This is a genomic window from Streptomyces sp. NPDC085481 (assembly GCF_044541845.1).
GTDB lineage: Bacteria > Actinomycetota > Actinomycetes > Streptomycetales > Streptomycetaceae > Streptomyces.
This window is the reverse complement of sequence record NZ_JBITTJ010000007.1, coordinates 96,072-110,288: the sequence shown is the minus strand read 5'-3', so window position 1 is coordinate 110,288 and position 14,217 is coordinate 96,072. Positions and strand designations below refer to the sequence as shown.

At 70.5% G+C, this 14,217-nt stretch carries 10 protein-coding genes and 3 pseudogenes; 7 read left to right on the top strand and 6 right to left on the bottom strand.

Annotated elements, in window-relative coordinates; translation table 11 throughout:
- Nucleotides 1-45: 45 nt before the first annotated feature.
- Entirely contained in the window at nucleotides 46-690 is a 645-nt protein-coding gene (locus ACIGEZ_RS17020) for a TetR/AcrR family transcriptional regulator (protein ID WP_399831658.1), read from the top strand.
- A gap of 66 nt (nucleotides 691-756) precedes the next feature.
- On the opposite strand, the gene ACIGEZ_RS17015 is transcribed toward ACIGEZ_RS17020, so the two are convergent.
- Nucleotides 757-3,972, bottom strand: a complete 3,216-nt coding sequence (locus ACIGEZ_RS17015; protein WP_399831656.1) for a bifunctional cytochrome P450/NADPH--P450 reductase — start codon at nucleotides 3,970-3,972, stop codon at nucleotides 757-759.
- Nucleotides 3,973-4,224: 252 nt separating this feature from the next.
- Between ACIGEZ_RS17015 and ACIGEZ_RS17010 the strand changes: the two genes are divergently transcribed.
- Nucleotides 4,225-5,286: a zinc-binding dehydrogenase gene (locus tag ACIGEZ_RS17010; RefSeq protein WP_399831654.1), complete on the top strand. Its 1,062-nt coding sequence runs from the start codon at nucleotides 4,225-4,227 to the stop codon at nucleotides 5,284-5,286.
- An 85-nt stretch (nucleotides 5,287-5,371) separates the two neighbouring features.
- On the opposite strand, the pseudogene ACIGEZ_RS17005 reads toward ACIGEZ_RS17010, so the two are convergent.
- Nucleotides 5,372-5,571: pseudogene (locus ACIGEZ_RS17005) on the bottom strand (DUF1345 domain-containing protein); the annotation flags it as partial.
- Between the two features lie 266 nt (nucleotides 5,572-5,837).
- Between ACIGEZ_RS17005 and ACIGEZ_RS17000 the strand changes: the two are divergent.
- The 3 genes and pseudogenes from ACIGEZ_RS17000 to ACIGEZ_RS16990 all read left to right on the top strand — a co-directional run.
- Nucleotides 5,838-6,035, top strand: a pseudogene (locus ACIGEZ_RS17000) (CorA family divalent cation transporter); the annotation flags it as partial.
- 379 nt (nucleotides 6,036-6,414) lie between these two features.
- Nucleotides 6,415-7,368, top strand: coding sequence for a hypothetical protein (locus ACIGEZ_RS16995; RefSeq protein ID WP_399831652.1), 954 nt, complete (start codon nucleotides 6,415-6,417; stop codon nucleotides 7,366-7,368).
- Nucleotides 7,369-7,532: 164 nt separating this feature from the next.
- On the top strand, nucleotides 7,533-8,063 hold the full coding sequence (locus tag ACIGEZ_RS16990; protein WP_399831650.1) for an SMI1/KNR4 family protein: 531 nt from the start codon (nucleotides 7,533-7,535) through the stop codon (nucleotides 8,061-8,063).
- Between the two features lie 246 nt (nucleotides 8,064-8,309).
- Here ACIGEZ_RS16990 and ACIGEZ_RS16985 read toward each other — a convergent pair whose 3' ends face one another.
- On the bottom strand, nucleotides 8,310-9,491 hold the full coding sequence (locus ACIGEZ_RS16985; protein ID WP_399831648.1) for a serine hydrolase domain-containing protein: 1,182 nt from the start codon (nucleotides 9,489-9,491) through the stop codon (nucleotides 8,310-8,312).
- A gap of 62 nt (nucleotides 9,492-9,553) precedes the next feature.
- Nucleotides 9,554-10,738: a serine hydrolase domain-containing protein gene (locus ACIGEZ_RS16980; protein WP_399831646.1), complete on the bottom strand. Its 1,185-nt coding sequence runs from the start codon at nucleotides 10,736-10,738 to the stop codon at nucleotides 9,554-9,556.
- Nucleotides 10,739-10,876: 138 nt separating this feature from the next.
- On the opposite strand from ACIGEZ_RS16980, the gene ACIGEZ_RS16975 reads away from it, so the two are divergent.
- Entirely contained in the window at nucleotides 10,877-12,127 is a 1,251-nt protein-coding gene (locus tag ACIGEZ_RS16975) for a sensor histidine kinase (protein WP_399831644.1), read from the top strand.
- A complete protein-coding gene (locus ACIGEZ_RS16970) occupies nucleotides 12,124-12,831 on the top strand; it encodes a response regulator (protein ID WP_399831642.1) in 708 nt (235 codons plus the stop codon). Before ACIGEZ_RS16975 ends, ACIGEZ_RS16970 begins: the two co-directional genes overlap by 4 nt.
- A gap of 227 nt (nucleotides 12,832-13,058) precedes the next feature.
- On the opposite strand, the gene ACIGEZ_RS16965 is transcribed toward ACIGEZ_RS16970, so the two are convergent.
- Nucleotides 13,059-13,667: a class F sortase gene (locus ACIGEZ_RS16965; protein WP_399832133.1), complete on the bottom strand. Its 609-nt coding sequence runs from the start codon at nucleotides 13,665-13,667 to the stop codon at nucleotides 13,059-13,061.
- 216 nt (nucleotides 13,668-13,883) lie between these two features.
- Nucleotides 13,884-14,217 (bottom strand): annotated as a pseudogene (locus tag ACIGEZ_RS16960) (hypothetical protein); the annotation flags it as partial.

Sequence of the window (14,217 nt, the reverse complement as noted above, 5' to 3'; positions counted from 1 at the left end):
CTCCGGGCCGACTTAATCGATCGACTAAGTCGATATAGTGGGCATATGGCTCATGTTTCCGCGGCGGAGCGCCGCCCTCAGTTGATCAAGGCGGCCATCGACCTCATGACCCGTGAGGGCGTCGCCGCGGGGAGTACCCGCGCCATCGCCGCGGAGCTCGGTGTCGCGCAGGCCACCGTCCACTACACCTTCGGGACGAAGGAGGACCTGTACCGCGCGGTCATGGACCAGATCACCGACGAGCTGGTCGCGCAGGTGCAGCGGGCGGCGCCGGAGGACGCGGGCTTCGAGGAGACCTTCAGCGCCCTGGCGGGCGCCCTGTGGGGCACCGTGCGCGAGCCGACGTCGCACCACCAGCTGCTCAGCGAGCTGACCATGTTCGCCCTGCGGGTGCCCGGTCTCAACGAGGCCCGGCAGAGCCACTACCGGCGGGTCATAGAGGTGACCGCGCAGGTGATCACGGAGACGGCGGAGAGGACGGGGCAGGAACTGGCCGAGTCCCCGGAGACGGTGGCCCGGTTCTTCCTCTCCGGCTTCGACGGACTCACCATGCAGGTCCTCCTGTGTCTGCCGGACGAGGCCACCGAACGGACGGGCCTCAGGGCGCTCGTGGCCGCGACCGTGGCGCTGGCCAAGGGGGACCTCGACCTGCCTGACGTACCGATGTCCCCTGCCGTACCGATGGCCTGACACGACGCGAAAAAACGGTGGTGGGCGCACCCGGAAGGTGTGCCCACCACCGTTTCTGCGTGAGGGTCAGCCGGCCCAGACGTCCTCGACGTAGCGTCCGGATCCTACGAGCGCGGCGAGCCACGCCTCGGCCCGCTCGTCACTCTCACCGGTCCGCTCGCGGTAGATCGCCATGAACGCTTCCCGTACGGCGGGTGCCATGCGGCGGCCGTCGCCGCAGATGTAGACGCGTCCGCCGGCCTCCAGGACCGACCACACCTCCTCGCTCTCGCGGGCGATGCGCTCCTGGACGAAGCGGGCGCCGTTCTCGGGCGCGTGCATGAAGGTGGGGCGCATGCTGACGGCGCCGGCCGCCTCGGCCGCCTCGAACTCCTCCCGGTGCAGGAAGTCCACGTCCGGGTGGTCGCAGCCGAAGTAGCAGAGCAGGGTGCCGGTCGAGCCCGTGTGGTGGCGGTCCAGGACCGCGCCGCGGAAAGGCGCGAGGCCGGTGCCCGCACTGACCAGGATCACCGGTACGGAGGTGTCCTCGGGGAGGCGGAAGGACTCGCTGCACGGCAGGACCCGGGCCTGGATCACGTCGCCCGCGTTCACGGTCTGCAGGAAGTGCGAGGCGATGCCCCGGAAGGCGCCCTCGCCCGACCGGTGGGGCGCTGCGAGCAGCGACACCATCAGATCGGCTTCGCCGGGCCGGGCCGCGGCGGACGACGAGATCGAGTAGTGCCGGGGACGCAGTACCGGCAGCAGCTCCAGGAAGCGCTCGAAGGGCAGCTCGCACGCGCGGTAGCGCTCCAGGAGGTCCAGGACACTGAGCCCCGCGACGGTCACCTGCTCCCGGAAGGTCTCGGGATCGGCGGTGGCGAGCGCGGTGAGCGGCTGCTTCTCGGGCGGGCATTCGGTGTGCTCGGCGAGCACGGCGACCTGCTCCCGGGTGGCCGCGTCCTGGAGCTCGACGAAGTCGGTGAGCAGGCGGCGAAGGGTCAGCGGCCGGTCCACGGGCAGGGCACCCCGGCTCCGGCGGCGGGCGCGCAGCCGGACGGTGCGGTCCAGGTCGAGGCCGAAGCGGTCGGCGACGCGCTGGACGAGGGCCTCGGGGTTGCTGGGCAGGACGGCCAGGTGGTCAGCGGTCCGATAGGTGACGTCCTCGGGCAGCCGGAGCCGCAGGAACCGCTTGGAGCGGCCCAGTTCGTGGTCGGTGTCGACGAGTTCGTACGCTTCGAGGACCTCCATCGGCTGGACGCCGTGGCGCTCGGCGAGACCGCCGAGGACCGACTCCGAGGTGTCCTCAAGCTCGTACAGCCCTTCCCCTTCCGCCTCCGGTGCGGGGCCGGCCGCTTCGCCGGCGACCGCCTCGCCGTACTCGTCCAGGAGTGCCTTCCACAGGTCTTCCGTCCACTGGTCGACCACTCCGCCGAAGTCACCGGAGGCGTCGGCGCTGCCGCGCTCCAGGAGCGGGACGGCGCCGGCGGCGGTCAGACGCTCGTCGATCAGGGTGGGGATCCGCTGGTAGGTGGCGGCCCAGTTGCGGTCGCCGACACCGAGGACGGCGTACCGCAGCCCGGTGAGCGAGCCGGGGGCGAGGTTCTCCAGGGAGGCGACGAACTCGGCGGCGTCGTCCGTCGGCCGGCCGTTGTAGGAGGCGGCGACGATGACGACGGGGCCCTTGGAGCCGGCCAGCCTCTCCGTGTACGCGTCGAGGGGGGAGACGGCCGAGGCGAAGCCGTGGTCCTCGCCGTCCGTGCCGAGGTCGCGGGCGATGCCGGCGCAGGTGCCGAGGTTGGAACCGTGGAGCAGCGTCAGCGCGGTGCCGCTCGCCCGGCGCGTCACGGCCGCGGTCCGGCTCGCGGCGGGGTCCGCCGCCGCTGCGGCGGGCAGGCGCCGCTCGTCGCTGGTGCGGCGGGCGAGCCTCAGGCTGAACCCGTCGGGCTTGATCGTCAGCGTCGACTTGATCTTCATCTGGTAGTCGGTGTGGTCGATCAGGCGGTAGCGGTGTACCAGAAGGCCCAGCAGCAGGGTGGCCTCGTGCAGCGCGAACTGGCGCCCGATGCAGGCCCGCTCTCCGCTGCCGAACGGCTTGAAGGCGTGGACCGAACGGGCCGCCTCCCGCTCGGGAGTGAAGCGCTCGGGATCGAACAGCTCGACGTTCTCTCCCCAGGCCGCGTCGCGGTGCAGGGCCGAGGCGATCACCATCAGCGACTCGCCCTTGCGTACGGGGTACTTGCCGCCTATGACGGTGTCCTCGATCGGCTCGACGGCGTACGCGGGCGCCGTCGGCCACAGCCGCAGGCTCTCGTTGAGCACCTGGCGGATGTAGGTGAGCTTGCCGATGTCGCCGTACCGGGGATCCGGGGATTCGGTGTCGCCCCACAGGGCGTCCACCTCGGCCTGGGCCCGGGCGAGCACCTCCGGATGCTTGGTCAGGTAGTACAGGGCGAAGGAGAGCGCACTGCTCGTGGTCTCGTGGCCGGCGATCAGGAAGGTGATCACCTGGTGCCGGATGTTGACGTCGTCCAGGAGCTCGCCGGTGACGGGGTCCTTCGTGTGCAGCATCAGCCCCATAAGATCGTCCGTGCTGGTGTCGCCGGAGGCACGGCGCTCCCTGATCACGTCGTCGACGAGCTCCGTCATCAGGTCGATGTCCGCGCGGAACTGCTCGACCTTCTTCCTCTTGAACAGTTCGGAGCCCGGGATGGACTCGCCCTTCTCCTGGGCGAAGACGAGAGCCCGGGCCATCGCCTCGACGAACGGGTGCAGGTCGTCGCGGCGGAAGGACTCGAAGTCGTAGCCGAAGCCGCACAGGCCGATCGTGTCGAAGGTCAGCCGCGTCATCTCGTCGGGCACGTCCACCGACTGCACCCCGGCCAGCCGGTCCCACTTGCCGATCAGCGACCGGGCGACCTGAAGCATGGGGGCGTGGTAGCTGCGCATCGAGCCGAGTGAGAACGCGGGCATCAGGATGTCGTGGGCCTTGCGCCAGTTCGGCTCGTGGTTGTAGGCGGTGAACAGACCGTCGCCGGCCAGAGCCCGGACCTCGACCAGGTCGGCGTGCACGTGCTTGCGGAAGCGGGTCTCGTCCGACAGCTCGGTCACGAGGTCCAGACCGCCGACCATGACGGTGTCCCTCCCGAAGAGCCGCAGCCGGTACACGGGCCCGAATTCCCTGAACTCCTTCAGCAGGTAGGCCAGGAAGTCCGCGCCCGCCGGAACGTTGAACGCGTGGCCTACGAGGGGCAGCGGGGGGCGCTCGGGGATCGCCCGCGCCGCGCCTACGGACACCTGAGTCATGAGCGTGCCTTTCGTTGCACTCCAGCAGTCACCAACCAACATACATACGACTTTGTCGAGTGAACATGTCGTATGACTGTATTGAATGACACAGTCACAGGGCGGAACTCGGAGCGCCCCGCGAACGTCCGGCGGGAGCGGCTTGACAGGCGACCTCGTCAATAGACACGGTTGAACGACACGGTCAGTCGACCATGTCGAGCGCCTGAGCTACGCACGCGCTTCTTCCACCGAGCACATCGAGGTCTCCGCATGAACACCATGCTGGCCGGGCGGCTGCGCCTGGACACCCGTACCTTCGCCGTCGAAGAGGTCCCGATCCCGGTCCCCGGCCCGGGCGAGGTCCTCGTGGAGGTGCGGGCCGCCGGCGTCTGCCTGTCCGACATCCATCTGATCGACGGCAGCCTGAGCCCCTTCTTCCCCACCGACGCCGTCACGAAGGCGGGCGCCGTCACCCTCGGCCACGAGGTCGCCGGAGTCGTCCACACCCTCGGCCCGGACGTGAAGGGCGACTGGACGCCCGGACAGCGCGTGGTCCTCCAGGCCGGCGAGGCCTGCGGCGACTGCGGCGGCTGCCTGCGCCGCATGCTGTGCCACCGCCCCCTCACCCGCGGCCTGGACTACGACGGCGGCTGGGCGCAGTACACGATCGCCCGCGAGGGCACTCTGCTCCCCATCCCGGACGACCTGCCCTTCGACCAGGCCGCGATCATCCCCGACGCGGTCTCCACCCCGTACGCCGCGATCGTGGGCACCGGCGCGGTCCGCCCCGCCCAGTCGGTCGGCATCTGGGGCGCGGGCGGCCTCGGCGCCCACGCCGTGCGGCTTGCCCGGATGGTCGGCGCGGCCCCGATCATCGCGATCGACCCGCTGCCCTCGGCCCGCGAGCGGGCCCTCCTCTTCGGCGCGGACGTCGCCCTCGACCCCCTCGCCCCGGACTTCGCGGAGGCGGTGCGGGAGGCGACGGCCGGGCGCGGCCTCGACGTCGCGTTCGACTTCGCCGGCGTGGGCGCCGCCCGCGCCCAGGCCGCGTCGGTCCTCGGTCCCTTCGGTTCGCTCGTCCTCGCCGGACTCACCCCGGAGCCGGTCACGATCGCCGACAGCATCGGATTCTGCTTCAACGTCAACCAGGTCCGCGGCCACTACGGCTCCGAGCCGGAGCACGTGGAACAGCTCGTCGGCCTGGCCGCCGCCGGACGCCTCGACCTCGGCCCCTCCGTCAGCGCCCACGTCCCCCTGGCCGAAGCCGCGGACGCCGTCGCCCGGCTGGAGAAGAAGATCGGAGACCCGATCCGCCTCGTGCTCACCCCCTGAGCACGAAGGGCGGTGGCCGGGTCAGACCGCACGACGCGGACGCTCCGGCCACCGCCCCCACACCATCGAGGTCGAGAGCGTCCGGTCAGGCTCCCTGCCCGCCGTCCAGTGCCGCGACCATGCCGCCCACGATCACCGTGTTGCAGACGAACGCGATGGGCGCGCTGGCCGCTACCGTCCGGCGCATCTCCGCGACATCACCGTGACGTCCGTCGTACCGAACGTCGTCATGACCGACAGGGCGAAGTACACGTAGTCGACCCAGGCCGCCGCCTCACCACCCGGTGCTGGACCAGGCAACGGCCTTCGGCTGCCAACCCGCGAGACTACGGTGCGCGACGGGAGCAGCACCCGAAACCCGCCCTCTGACCAGCCACGATCCACCCCCACCACCACCTGCCGCTGGGGAGAACCTGGGGAGAATGAAGGCCCCTTGGGGAGCGGCTGGGGGGGAATCGACCGCGTAAAGGCGCGTCACTGTGAAGCTCCAGAAAGGAGCAAAGCCGCAGGTCAGGCCAGCCAACGGAGTCATCTGCGCAGGTCAGCGCAATAAGGGCGAGGACTTCAAGAAGATCTCCTCGTGGGCGGCCATCCTCTTTGCACCCACACTCGTGGGAACCATCTACGGCATGAACTTCGACAACATGCCGGAGCTGCACTGGGCGGGCGGAAATCCCTTCGCGATCCTGCTGATGGCCGTGGTCTGTGTGAGCCTGTACGTCATCTTCAAGAAGCGCGACTGGCTCTAGCCGGCACATCACTACGGTTCATCCACTTAGTCAGCGCGAACGTCGAGAGCAGACCGCTGGGTCTCCTGGGGAGAATCCGGGGAGAATGCGCCAGGCAATCCGGCAGGGCACTCCCCCGCACCCTGGCGCCGACCCTCTGGTGCCACCCGACCCCCTCGACAGCGCGCGCCTGCGGAGGGTAACGAGTCGACGATCAGGCAACGATCGGCCGTGATGCCAGGAGCGGCACGTCCGCCGCACGTATCGCGTCGCCCTCTCGAAACCGCGCACGCAACCCGTCACCCACTGACCAGACACCGGGCGCGAGGTGCGGGCGGTACCGCTGTCGGAGGCGGGGGCTAGGGTCGGCGGCGTGCGACGACCTGCAGAGGGAGACCCCATGCCGTCAGGGCACATACAGCAGGGCACCGAGGAGGCTCGGCCGACAGGACCGCGGCCGCTGGCGCCGATCCCCTTCGACGTCGAGTCGGTCTTTCCGGAGCTGGCCGGTACGGCCCGCGAGGTCACCCTCCTCTACGCCCGGGCCGGACACCCGCGCCCCGGCGACAGCTCCATCGGCGGGCCCCTGCTGTGGCCGGCCAGCGAGCCCTGGCCGATGTGCACCGAACCGGACCACTACAAGCCACTCGCCGCGCCCGTCGGACAAGAGCCGGTCGCGATGATCCCGGTGGTCCAGCTGTACGCACGGGACGTGCCCGGCCTCGTCTTCCCCACCGGCACCGACCTGTTGCAGATCCTGTGGTGCCCGCTCGTCCACGAGGACGACCAGTACGCGGCCAACCCCCAGCTCCACTGGCGCAACACGGCACTGACGGCCACCGACGCCACGGACGAGCAACCGCCCCGCCCGCACACCGCTGAGGAGGACTACCTGCCCCGCCCGTGCACGGTGTCCCCCACAGCAGCCGTGGAATACCCGAACTGGGACCTGCCGGACGGACTCAAGGAGCAGCTCGGTGAGCGCTTCGAGGCCCTGCAAGAGGAACGCGGCTTCGACTACTTCGAGGTGGCCACCACCCAGCAGAGCAAGGTCGGCGGCTATCCGAGCTGGACCCAGCGGCCGAACTGGCCTGACTGTGCGGGCTGCGGCACGCGCATGGAGCACCTGCTCAGCGTCACCGCGACCGAGGCGGGCGTGGGCCGTTGGCTCCCGTTGGACGAGCGGAACCCCAGCCAGGACCATGCCGCGACCCCGTCCTGGCGAGCCGAGGTGGACCCCGTAGTCCTCGACACATTCGGGCACGACATGGTCCTGGGCGACCTCGGCGGCATGTACTTCTTCGTCTGCCGCGCCTGCCCGGACACCCCGTACACCCACCGCTACGACTGCTGAACCCGGCCTGAACAGCCGAGGGTGGCACAGCATCTGCTGTGCCACCCGTTCGTCGCGACCAGATCTGTCCTGTCTCGCGGGACAACTACAGGCCAGCAGTTGTCCAACGACCTGGATCTTGCCTGCGGACCACCACTGTCCGACCCCCTGGCTAGCCTGTCCCCGTGACGCCCACCGATGACCGGCAGTTCCCCGACGCGCTCGCCACTGCGATGGCCGTTCGATTCGACTATGCCGAAGGGACAAAGGGGGTCGACTTCGAGCCCTTCCCGGCCTTCCTCTCCGCCGCTGAGACCACCGACTGGTTCCAGGCATGGACGGGGAACTGTGAAGTGGACGGCAGCGCCTTCCGCGTGTTCGGGCAGGACGGCACGGGCGGGTACGCCGCGTTCTGGCTGATCCGCCCGAGTCGGCCGCTGTCCGAGCAGCCCATAGTCTTCCTCGGGTCCGAGGGCGAGACCGGTGTCGTCGCCCGCGACCTGGGCGACTTCCTGTGGCTACTGGCCGACGGCTTCGGCCCCTGGGAAGCCGCCACCTCGTACGAGCCCGACTGGAAGGCATACCCCAACCCGGAGTTGGCAGCCATCGCCGAAGGATTCGCACCGCACCAGCGCCGGTCGGCGGCAGCCGTGATCGAGCTGGCGGCCCAGGAGTTCCCCGACTTCGATGACACCGTCATGGAGCTCTGCCGCTGAATCCAGCGCCGTCGTCGCAGACGTTCACTCAAGTCCCCCACCCGGCCTGCCGCATTCGAGCATCGCTATGGCCTCGGGCCATGAGCCATGGGGAAGGCGAGGGCAATCTGGTCCTGGAGGCCCGCGAAATGCTGGCCACCGGACGGGACGAGGAGGAGGTCTTCGCCGAACTGGCCGCGCGCACCAGCGACTGGGGCGCTTATGTCGGGCCCATCGGTCGTTTTCACGGAACGCCCCCGGCGGGGTTCAGCGGCACAAGGCCGTGTCCACGGCACGTTCGAGCTTCCTGCGGCCCGCCTTGTCGGTGAGCTGCATGGTGACCGCGACGTTGGTGGCACGGCCGTCGTCGGTGGCGCCGCCCCGGGTCTCGTATCCCGGGAAGCTGCCGCCGTGGCCCCAGGAGAGACCGCCGCACGGGAGTGGCCTGCTGACGAGTCCGAGTCCGTAGCGGGCGCCGGGGCCGAAGGTCGCTTCGGCGGGGACGGTGGAGCGCATCTGGGCGAGCTGGGCCGGGGGCAGGAGGTGGCCCGCCAGGAGTGCGGTGAAGAAGCGGTTGAGGTCGGAGTTGGTGGAGACCATCTGGCCTGCCGCCCAGCCCCAGGAAGGGTCGATCTCCGTGATGTCGCGCAGCGGTCCGTCCGCCGCGCTGCGGAGGTAGCCGTGGGGGTGGGGCTCCCGGATGCTCGCGTCACCGGGGGTGGGGAAGTAGGTGTGGCGCAGCCCGATGCGCTTGATGATGCGCCGGTCCACCTCCTCGGCCAGGGGGCGGCCGGTGACCTTCTGGACGATCAGGCCGGCCACGACGTAATTGGTGTTGCTGTACTTCCAACTCGTCCCGGGAGCGAAGTCGGCCGGGTGCTGGAGGGCTGTGTCGAGCAGTTCGCGGGGGGCGTAGTACCGCACGTCGTCCCCGAGGTAGTTGCTGTAGTCGGGGAGTCCGCTGGTGTGCTGGAGGAGATGGCGGACCGTGATGTTACGTCCGTCGATCCCCTCCCCTCGGACAAGGCCGGGCAGGTAGGTGTCCACCGTGGTGTCCAGGCCGACCTTCCCTTCGCCGACCAGCTGCAGGACCACCACCGCGGTGAACGCCTTGGTGTTGCTGCCGATCCGTACCTGGCCGTCCCTGGGCACCTTCGAGCCGGTGGTCAGGTCGCCGACTCCCGCGGTGTACGTGCGGGTGCGGCCGTCACGGCCCTGGACGCTCGCCAGCGCGGCAGGCATGCCGTCGTCACGCACCAGCCCGTTCAGGCTCCGCTGGACGGCATCCGGCCTTGCGGCAGCAACAGCAGCAGCGGAGACCGAGGGCGGGGCAAGGGCGCCCAATGACATGACGCCGATGACCACCGCCACCGCGGCGGGCAGGGCACGTCGCCGCGTGTCCTGCCGCCGGCCCGGCGAGCGAAGCCCTTGCCGTGTCTGTCCACGCATGAGTCAACTCCTGAGGAATCGTTGGATCATCGATCGGGGCTCCGGGGCGCCGGGTGCACGCTTCATCCGCACAGGGCCCTGTCCACGGCGTCCTTCACGTGCTGCGCGGCCGAATCGTCCGTCGGGATGCTCGTGACCGCGACGTTGGCCGCGCGACCGTCGTCGGTGACACCGCCCCGGGTCTCGTACCCCGCGATGTCGCCGCCGTGGCCCCAGTAGACGCCGCCGCACGACAGCGGCCTGCTCGTGAGCCCCAGCCCGTAGCGGAGGCCTGAGGGCCCGGCGGGTACCGTCGTGCGCATCTGGGCGAGTTGGGCCGCCGGGAGGAGGCGGCCGGCGAGGAGCGCGGTGAAGAAGCGGTTGAGGTCGGAGTTGGTGGAGATCAACTGGCCTGCCGCCCAGCCCCAGGAGGGGTCCATCTCGGTGAAGTCGCGCAGCGGTCCGTCCGCCGGATTGCGGTGGTAGCCCTGGGGATGCGGCTCTCGGATGGTCATCTCTCCGGGGGTGGGGAAGTAGGTGTGGCGCAGCCCGATGCGCTTGATGATGCGCCGGTCCATCTCCTCGGCGAGGGGGCGGCCGGTGACCTTCTGGACGATCAGGCCGGCCACGACGTAGTTGGTGTTGCTGTATCCCCACGTCTTCCCGGGAGCCGCGTCGGCCTTGTACCGGAGGGCGATGTCGAGCAGGTCGCGGGGTTCGACGTACCGGTTCCTGATCTCGTCGTCGTCGACGTGGGCGCCGTAGTCGGGGAGTCCGCTGGTGTGCTGGAGGAGATGGCGGACCGTGATGTTACGTCCGTCGATCCCCTCCCCTCGGACAAGGCCGGGCAGGTAGGTGTCCACCGTGGTGTCCAGGCCGACCTTCCCTTCGCCGACCAGCTGCAGGACCACCACCGCGGTGAACGCCTTGGTGTTGCTGCCGATCCGTACCTGGCCGTCCCTGGGCACCTTCGAGCCGGTGGTCAGGTCGCCGACTCCCGCGGTGTACGTGCGGGTGCGGCCGTCACCGCCCTGGACGCTCGCCAGCGCGGCAGGCATGCCGTCGTCACGCACCAGCCCGTTCAGGCTCCGCTGGACGGCACCCGGCCTTGCGGCAGCAACAGCAGCAGAGACGGAGGGCGGGGCAAGGGCGCCCAGTGACATGACGCCGATGGCCACAGCCACCGCGGCCGACACGGCTCGTCGCCGCCTGCCGCCGTGGTGCTGCCGGGTCGAGGAGGAAAAGCCCTGCCGTGTCTGAGCTCGCATGAGTCAACTCCTGAGGAATCGTTCGATGGAGCACGATCCTGGTTTCCAGGGGCCTGTGACGCATCGCGGGAAGGCGGGAGAAATCGCTCCCCCGATCGGGGGAGGCTGCCGGTGGGCTGCCCGGCGATACTGGCGACCATGATCAGGGGAATTCGGCCGCTGTTGCGCGGCTCCACGTATTCGGGTGTGCTGTTCGCCTTTTGCGGCGCGCTGGCCAGCCTTCCGCTGCTGCCGTTCGCCCTGTTGCCGGCGCTGTCGTGGCGATCCGCTCCCGAAAGCGTGCAGCTCTTCCTGGTCCTGCTCGTCTGGGCGGTCCTGGTCGGCGTGGTCGGACTGGCGCGCCCCGTCCGGCGCGCGCTGGTCGTGTCCGCCCGCCGGCTGCTGCGAGTGCCGCTGCCGAATCCCGTGGCCGGTCGCCGCACTTCTGGTTCCCCTGGCCTCGACCACTGGCGGACCCCGCTCTGGCTGGTGCTGCACGTGGCCGTCGGGTGGGCGGGGGCGCTGGCGAGCGGGGTGCTGTTCATCATGGGCCTCTCCCTGCCGGGGAACTGGCTCGGCGGCGAGGCGCGGGCGAGTCTGTTCGGCACGTCGGTCCGGGTCTCGGGCGGGTGGAGCAGCTGGGTGGTGGCGGCCGTGTGCATCCTGCTGGCGGTGGCCGTCTGCGCCATGGTGACGAAGCTCCTGCGGTGGTCGGCGCCACGGCTGTTGGGGCCGTCGGCAGCCGAACGGCTCGCGCTGGCTGCCGAGCGGGAACTGCTGCTGGCCGAACGCAACCGGATCGCCCACGAGTTGCACGATTCGATCGGGCACACGCTGACGGCGGCCACCATCCAGGCGGCGGTGGCCGGCGAGGTGCTCTCCGCCGACCCGGCGGCGGCGCGGGCCGCCATGCGCAGCATCGAGGAGTCGACGCGGGCCGCGCTGGAGGACCTGGACTACGTGCTCGGAGTGCTGCGCGAGGAACAGTCGGGGACGGCGCCGGCCCGGACCCTGGCCGACCTCCCCGAACTGCTGGACCGCCTGCGGCACGCGGGGGCGGTGGTGGAAGCGGAGCTGTCGGGCGCTCTGGCGCAGGTGCAGGGGACGCTCTCCCGGGCGGCGTACCGGATTCTCCAGGAGGGGCTGACGAACGCGCTGCGCCACGGGGCGGGCGGCCCGATCGAGGTCCGGGTGGCGGCCGGACCGGACGGACTGGATCTCACGGTGGTCAACCCGACCGGGGCGCGTACGGGCCCGGGCCCGGGCCCGGGTACCTTCCCGACCTCCGGCCACGGTCTGCCCGGACTGGCCGAGCGCGTCAGGCTGCTGCACGGCGAATTCCGGGCCGGCCCGGACGGGACGCAGCACTGGCGGCTGGCCTGCCGCCTGCCGGCACGGGCGTCGGCGTGAGCGGATCCGACGAGGGCGAGGGCACGACCCTGCCTTCCGGCAGCAGCCCCTCCGTCACCCTCCTGATCGCGGACGACGACGAGGTCACCCGTAGCGGCCTGCGCATGCTGCTCGCCGCACAGCCGGGGATCACGGTGGTCGGCGAGGCCGCCGACGGCGTCGAGGCGGTCGAACGGGCGAGGATGCTGCGACCGGACGTGGTCCTGATGGACGTCCGGATGCCGCGTCTCAACGGGATCGAGGCCACCCGCCGACTCCTTGCCGAAGCGGCCGAACCGCCGAAGGTCGTGGTGATCACCACCTTCGAGAACGACGGCTACGTCACAGCGGCCCTCAGCGCGGGCGCCAGCGGCTTCGTCCTCAAGCGCCTCCCGGTCCGCCGGATCGCCGAAGCGGTCCGGGTGGTGGCGGCGGGCGAAGCGGTACTCTTCCCGGCCGCACTGGGCCGCATGGTCGCCCCCCGCCCGCTGGGCTCCGCAGAGGCCCTGCCGCGGGCCGCCCTCACCAGCCGGGAGGAGGAGGTGCTGCGCCTGATGGCCACCGGGCTCTCCAATCCGGAGATCGCGGAGTCCCTCACGGTGAGCCTGGAGACGGTCAAGACGCACGTCGGAAATGTGCTGACCAAGCTCGGCGCGCAGAACCGGACCCATGCGGTGGTGATCGCGTACGAGTCCGGCCTGGTGGTCCCGGGCTTCGCCGGCTGACCGGCTTCAGTACGCGCCGCGACGTGGCCCCGCGTTGCGGTCCACGGTGCCGCGATCTCCGGATCGCCCGCCAAGACGCGGATGTCCACGGGTCACTACGTACGTCGCGGGTGGATGTCGCGTGCCTCGTCGGCAGGGCAAGAACGGGCTGCGACCCCGGCGCACCGCCGGGGTCCTTCGCTGGTCGGTCCGGGAGAGGGTTCCCGGGGAGAATCGGACGCGCCGCGTCAGGCTTCCTGGTCGAGGTGGGCGAAGACCACGAGGTTTTGCGTGTAGTCCTTCGCTGAGTGGTCGTACGCGCCTGCGCACGTGATGAGTCGTACCAGCGCGTCGGGGGTGTCGTCGTAGACCCGCTGGTCGGGGAAGTCGTCCTTGCGGAAGCTTTCCACGGAATCGACGAGGAAGACGGCGGTGGTGCCGTCGGCGCGACTGACCTCGAAGCGGTCTCCTGGCTCGAGCTCGCGGAGCCTCGCGAAGACGGCAGGGGCCGTGACGGTGTCGAGGTGGCCCGCGATGAGCGCGGTACCCCGCTCACCGGGCGAGATGCCGGAGCTCTGCCAGCCGACCAGGTTCGTGTCGTCGGCCGGGGGCGGGTCCAGGGCTCCGGAGGAGCCGATTTCCAGGCCGGTGAACGGCGCGTCCACGCCGATCTTGGGAATCTTCAGCCGGACAGGGGCCGAACGCCGCAACGCCGGACTCCTCGGCGGGACGGACGTCGACACCGGCGGGGATACCTCCGGAGCGGCTTCCGGCGCAGCGCCGGGCACCGCGGTGACCGCCGACTTCGCCGGTGCGGGAAGTTCATCCGCGAATAGTCCTGGCCCGAAGACGAGCATGAGGACTGCCGCGACGACCGTCCAGAACGACGCGGGTGCGACCCACCGGGGAAGGCGCCGTGCCGTCGCCACGCCTGTATGGGGGTCGGGTCGGGATGTCACCGGGGGCACCTTTCGGACGCGGAGGGGAGCAGCGGAGGGAGCTTGGAAGGAAGGAAAGAAGGGAGGAAGGAACGGCCGTCGCCCGGAGACGACGGCCGGTGCGTCGGCAGCGCGTCACGAGGCGGAGCCGGCGGCCTTCCTACGGCGGTAGAGGACGAACGCGGCCAGTCCGCCCGCGAGTACCGCGGCGCCGGTCACGTTCGTACCGGTGCCCGCGAGACCACCCCCGCCCGTGTGCATGCCGCCCTTCGGCTTGTCGTGGTCCTTCTTCCCGTCCTCGTCCTTCTCCTTGTCCTTCGACCAGTCGTCCGCGTTGACGAGCGACAGCGCACCCGAACCGGTGTGCATGCCACCCTTCGGCTTGTCGTGGTCCTTCTTCCCGTCCTCGTCCTTCTCCTTGTCCTTCGACCAGTCGTCCGCGTTGACGAGCGACAGCGCACCCGAACCG

Excerpts from the sequence above, each read along its gene's own strand:
- ACIGEZ_RS17020 (WP_399831658.1), top strand. The coding sequence starts at position 46 with ATGGCTCATGTTTCCGCGGCGGAGCGCCGCCCTCAGTTGATCAAGGCG.
- ACIGEZ_RS17015 (WP_399831656.1), bottom strand. The coding sequence starts at position 3,972 with ATGACTCAGGTGTCCGTAGGCGCGGCGCGGGCGATCCCCGAGCGCCCC.
- ACIGEZ_RS17010 (WP_399831654.1), top strand. The coding sequence starts at position 4,225 with ATGAACACCATGCTGGCCGGGCGGCTGCGCCTGGACACCCGTACCTTC.
- ACIGEZ_RS16995 (WP_399831652.1), top strand. The coding sequence starts at position 6,415 with ATGCCGTCAGGGCACATACAGCAGGGCACCGAGGAGGCTCGGCCGACA.
- ACIGEZ_RS16985 (WP_399831648.1), bottom strand. The coding sequence starts at position 9,491 with ATGCGTGGACAGACACGGCAAGGGCTTCGCTCGCCGGGCCGGCGGCAG.
- ACIGEZ_RS16980 (WP_399831646.1), bottom strand. The coding sequence starts at position 10,738 with ATGCGAGCTCAGACACGGCAGGGCTTTTCCTCCTCGACCCGGCAGCAC.
- ACIGEZ_RS16975 (WP_399831644.1), top strand. The coding sequence starts at position 10,877 with ATGATCAGGGGAATTCGGCCGCTGTTGCGCGGCTCCACGTATTCGGGT.
- ACIGEZ_RS16965 (WP_399832133.1), bottom strand. The coding sequence starts at position 13,667 with ATGCTCGTCTTCGGGCCAGGACTATTCGCGGATGAACTTCCCGCACCG.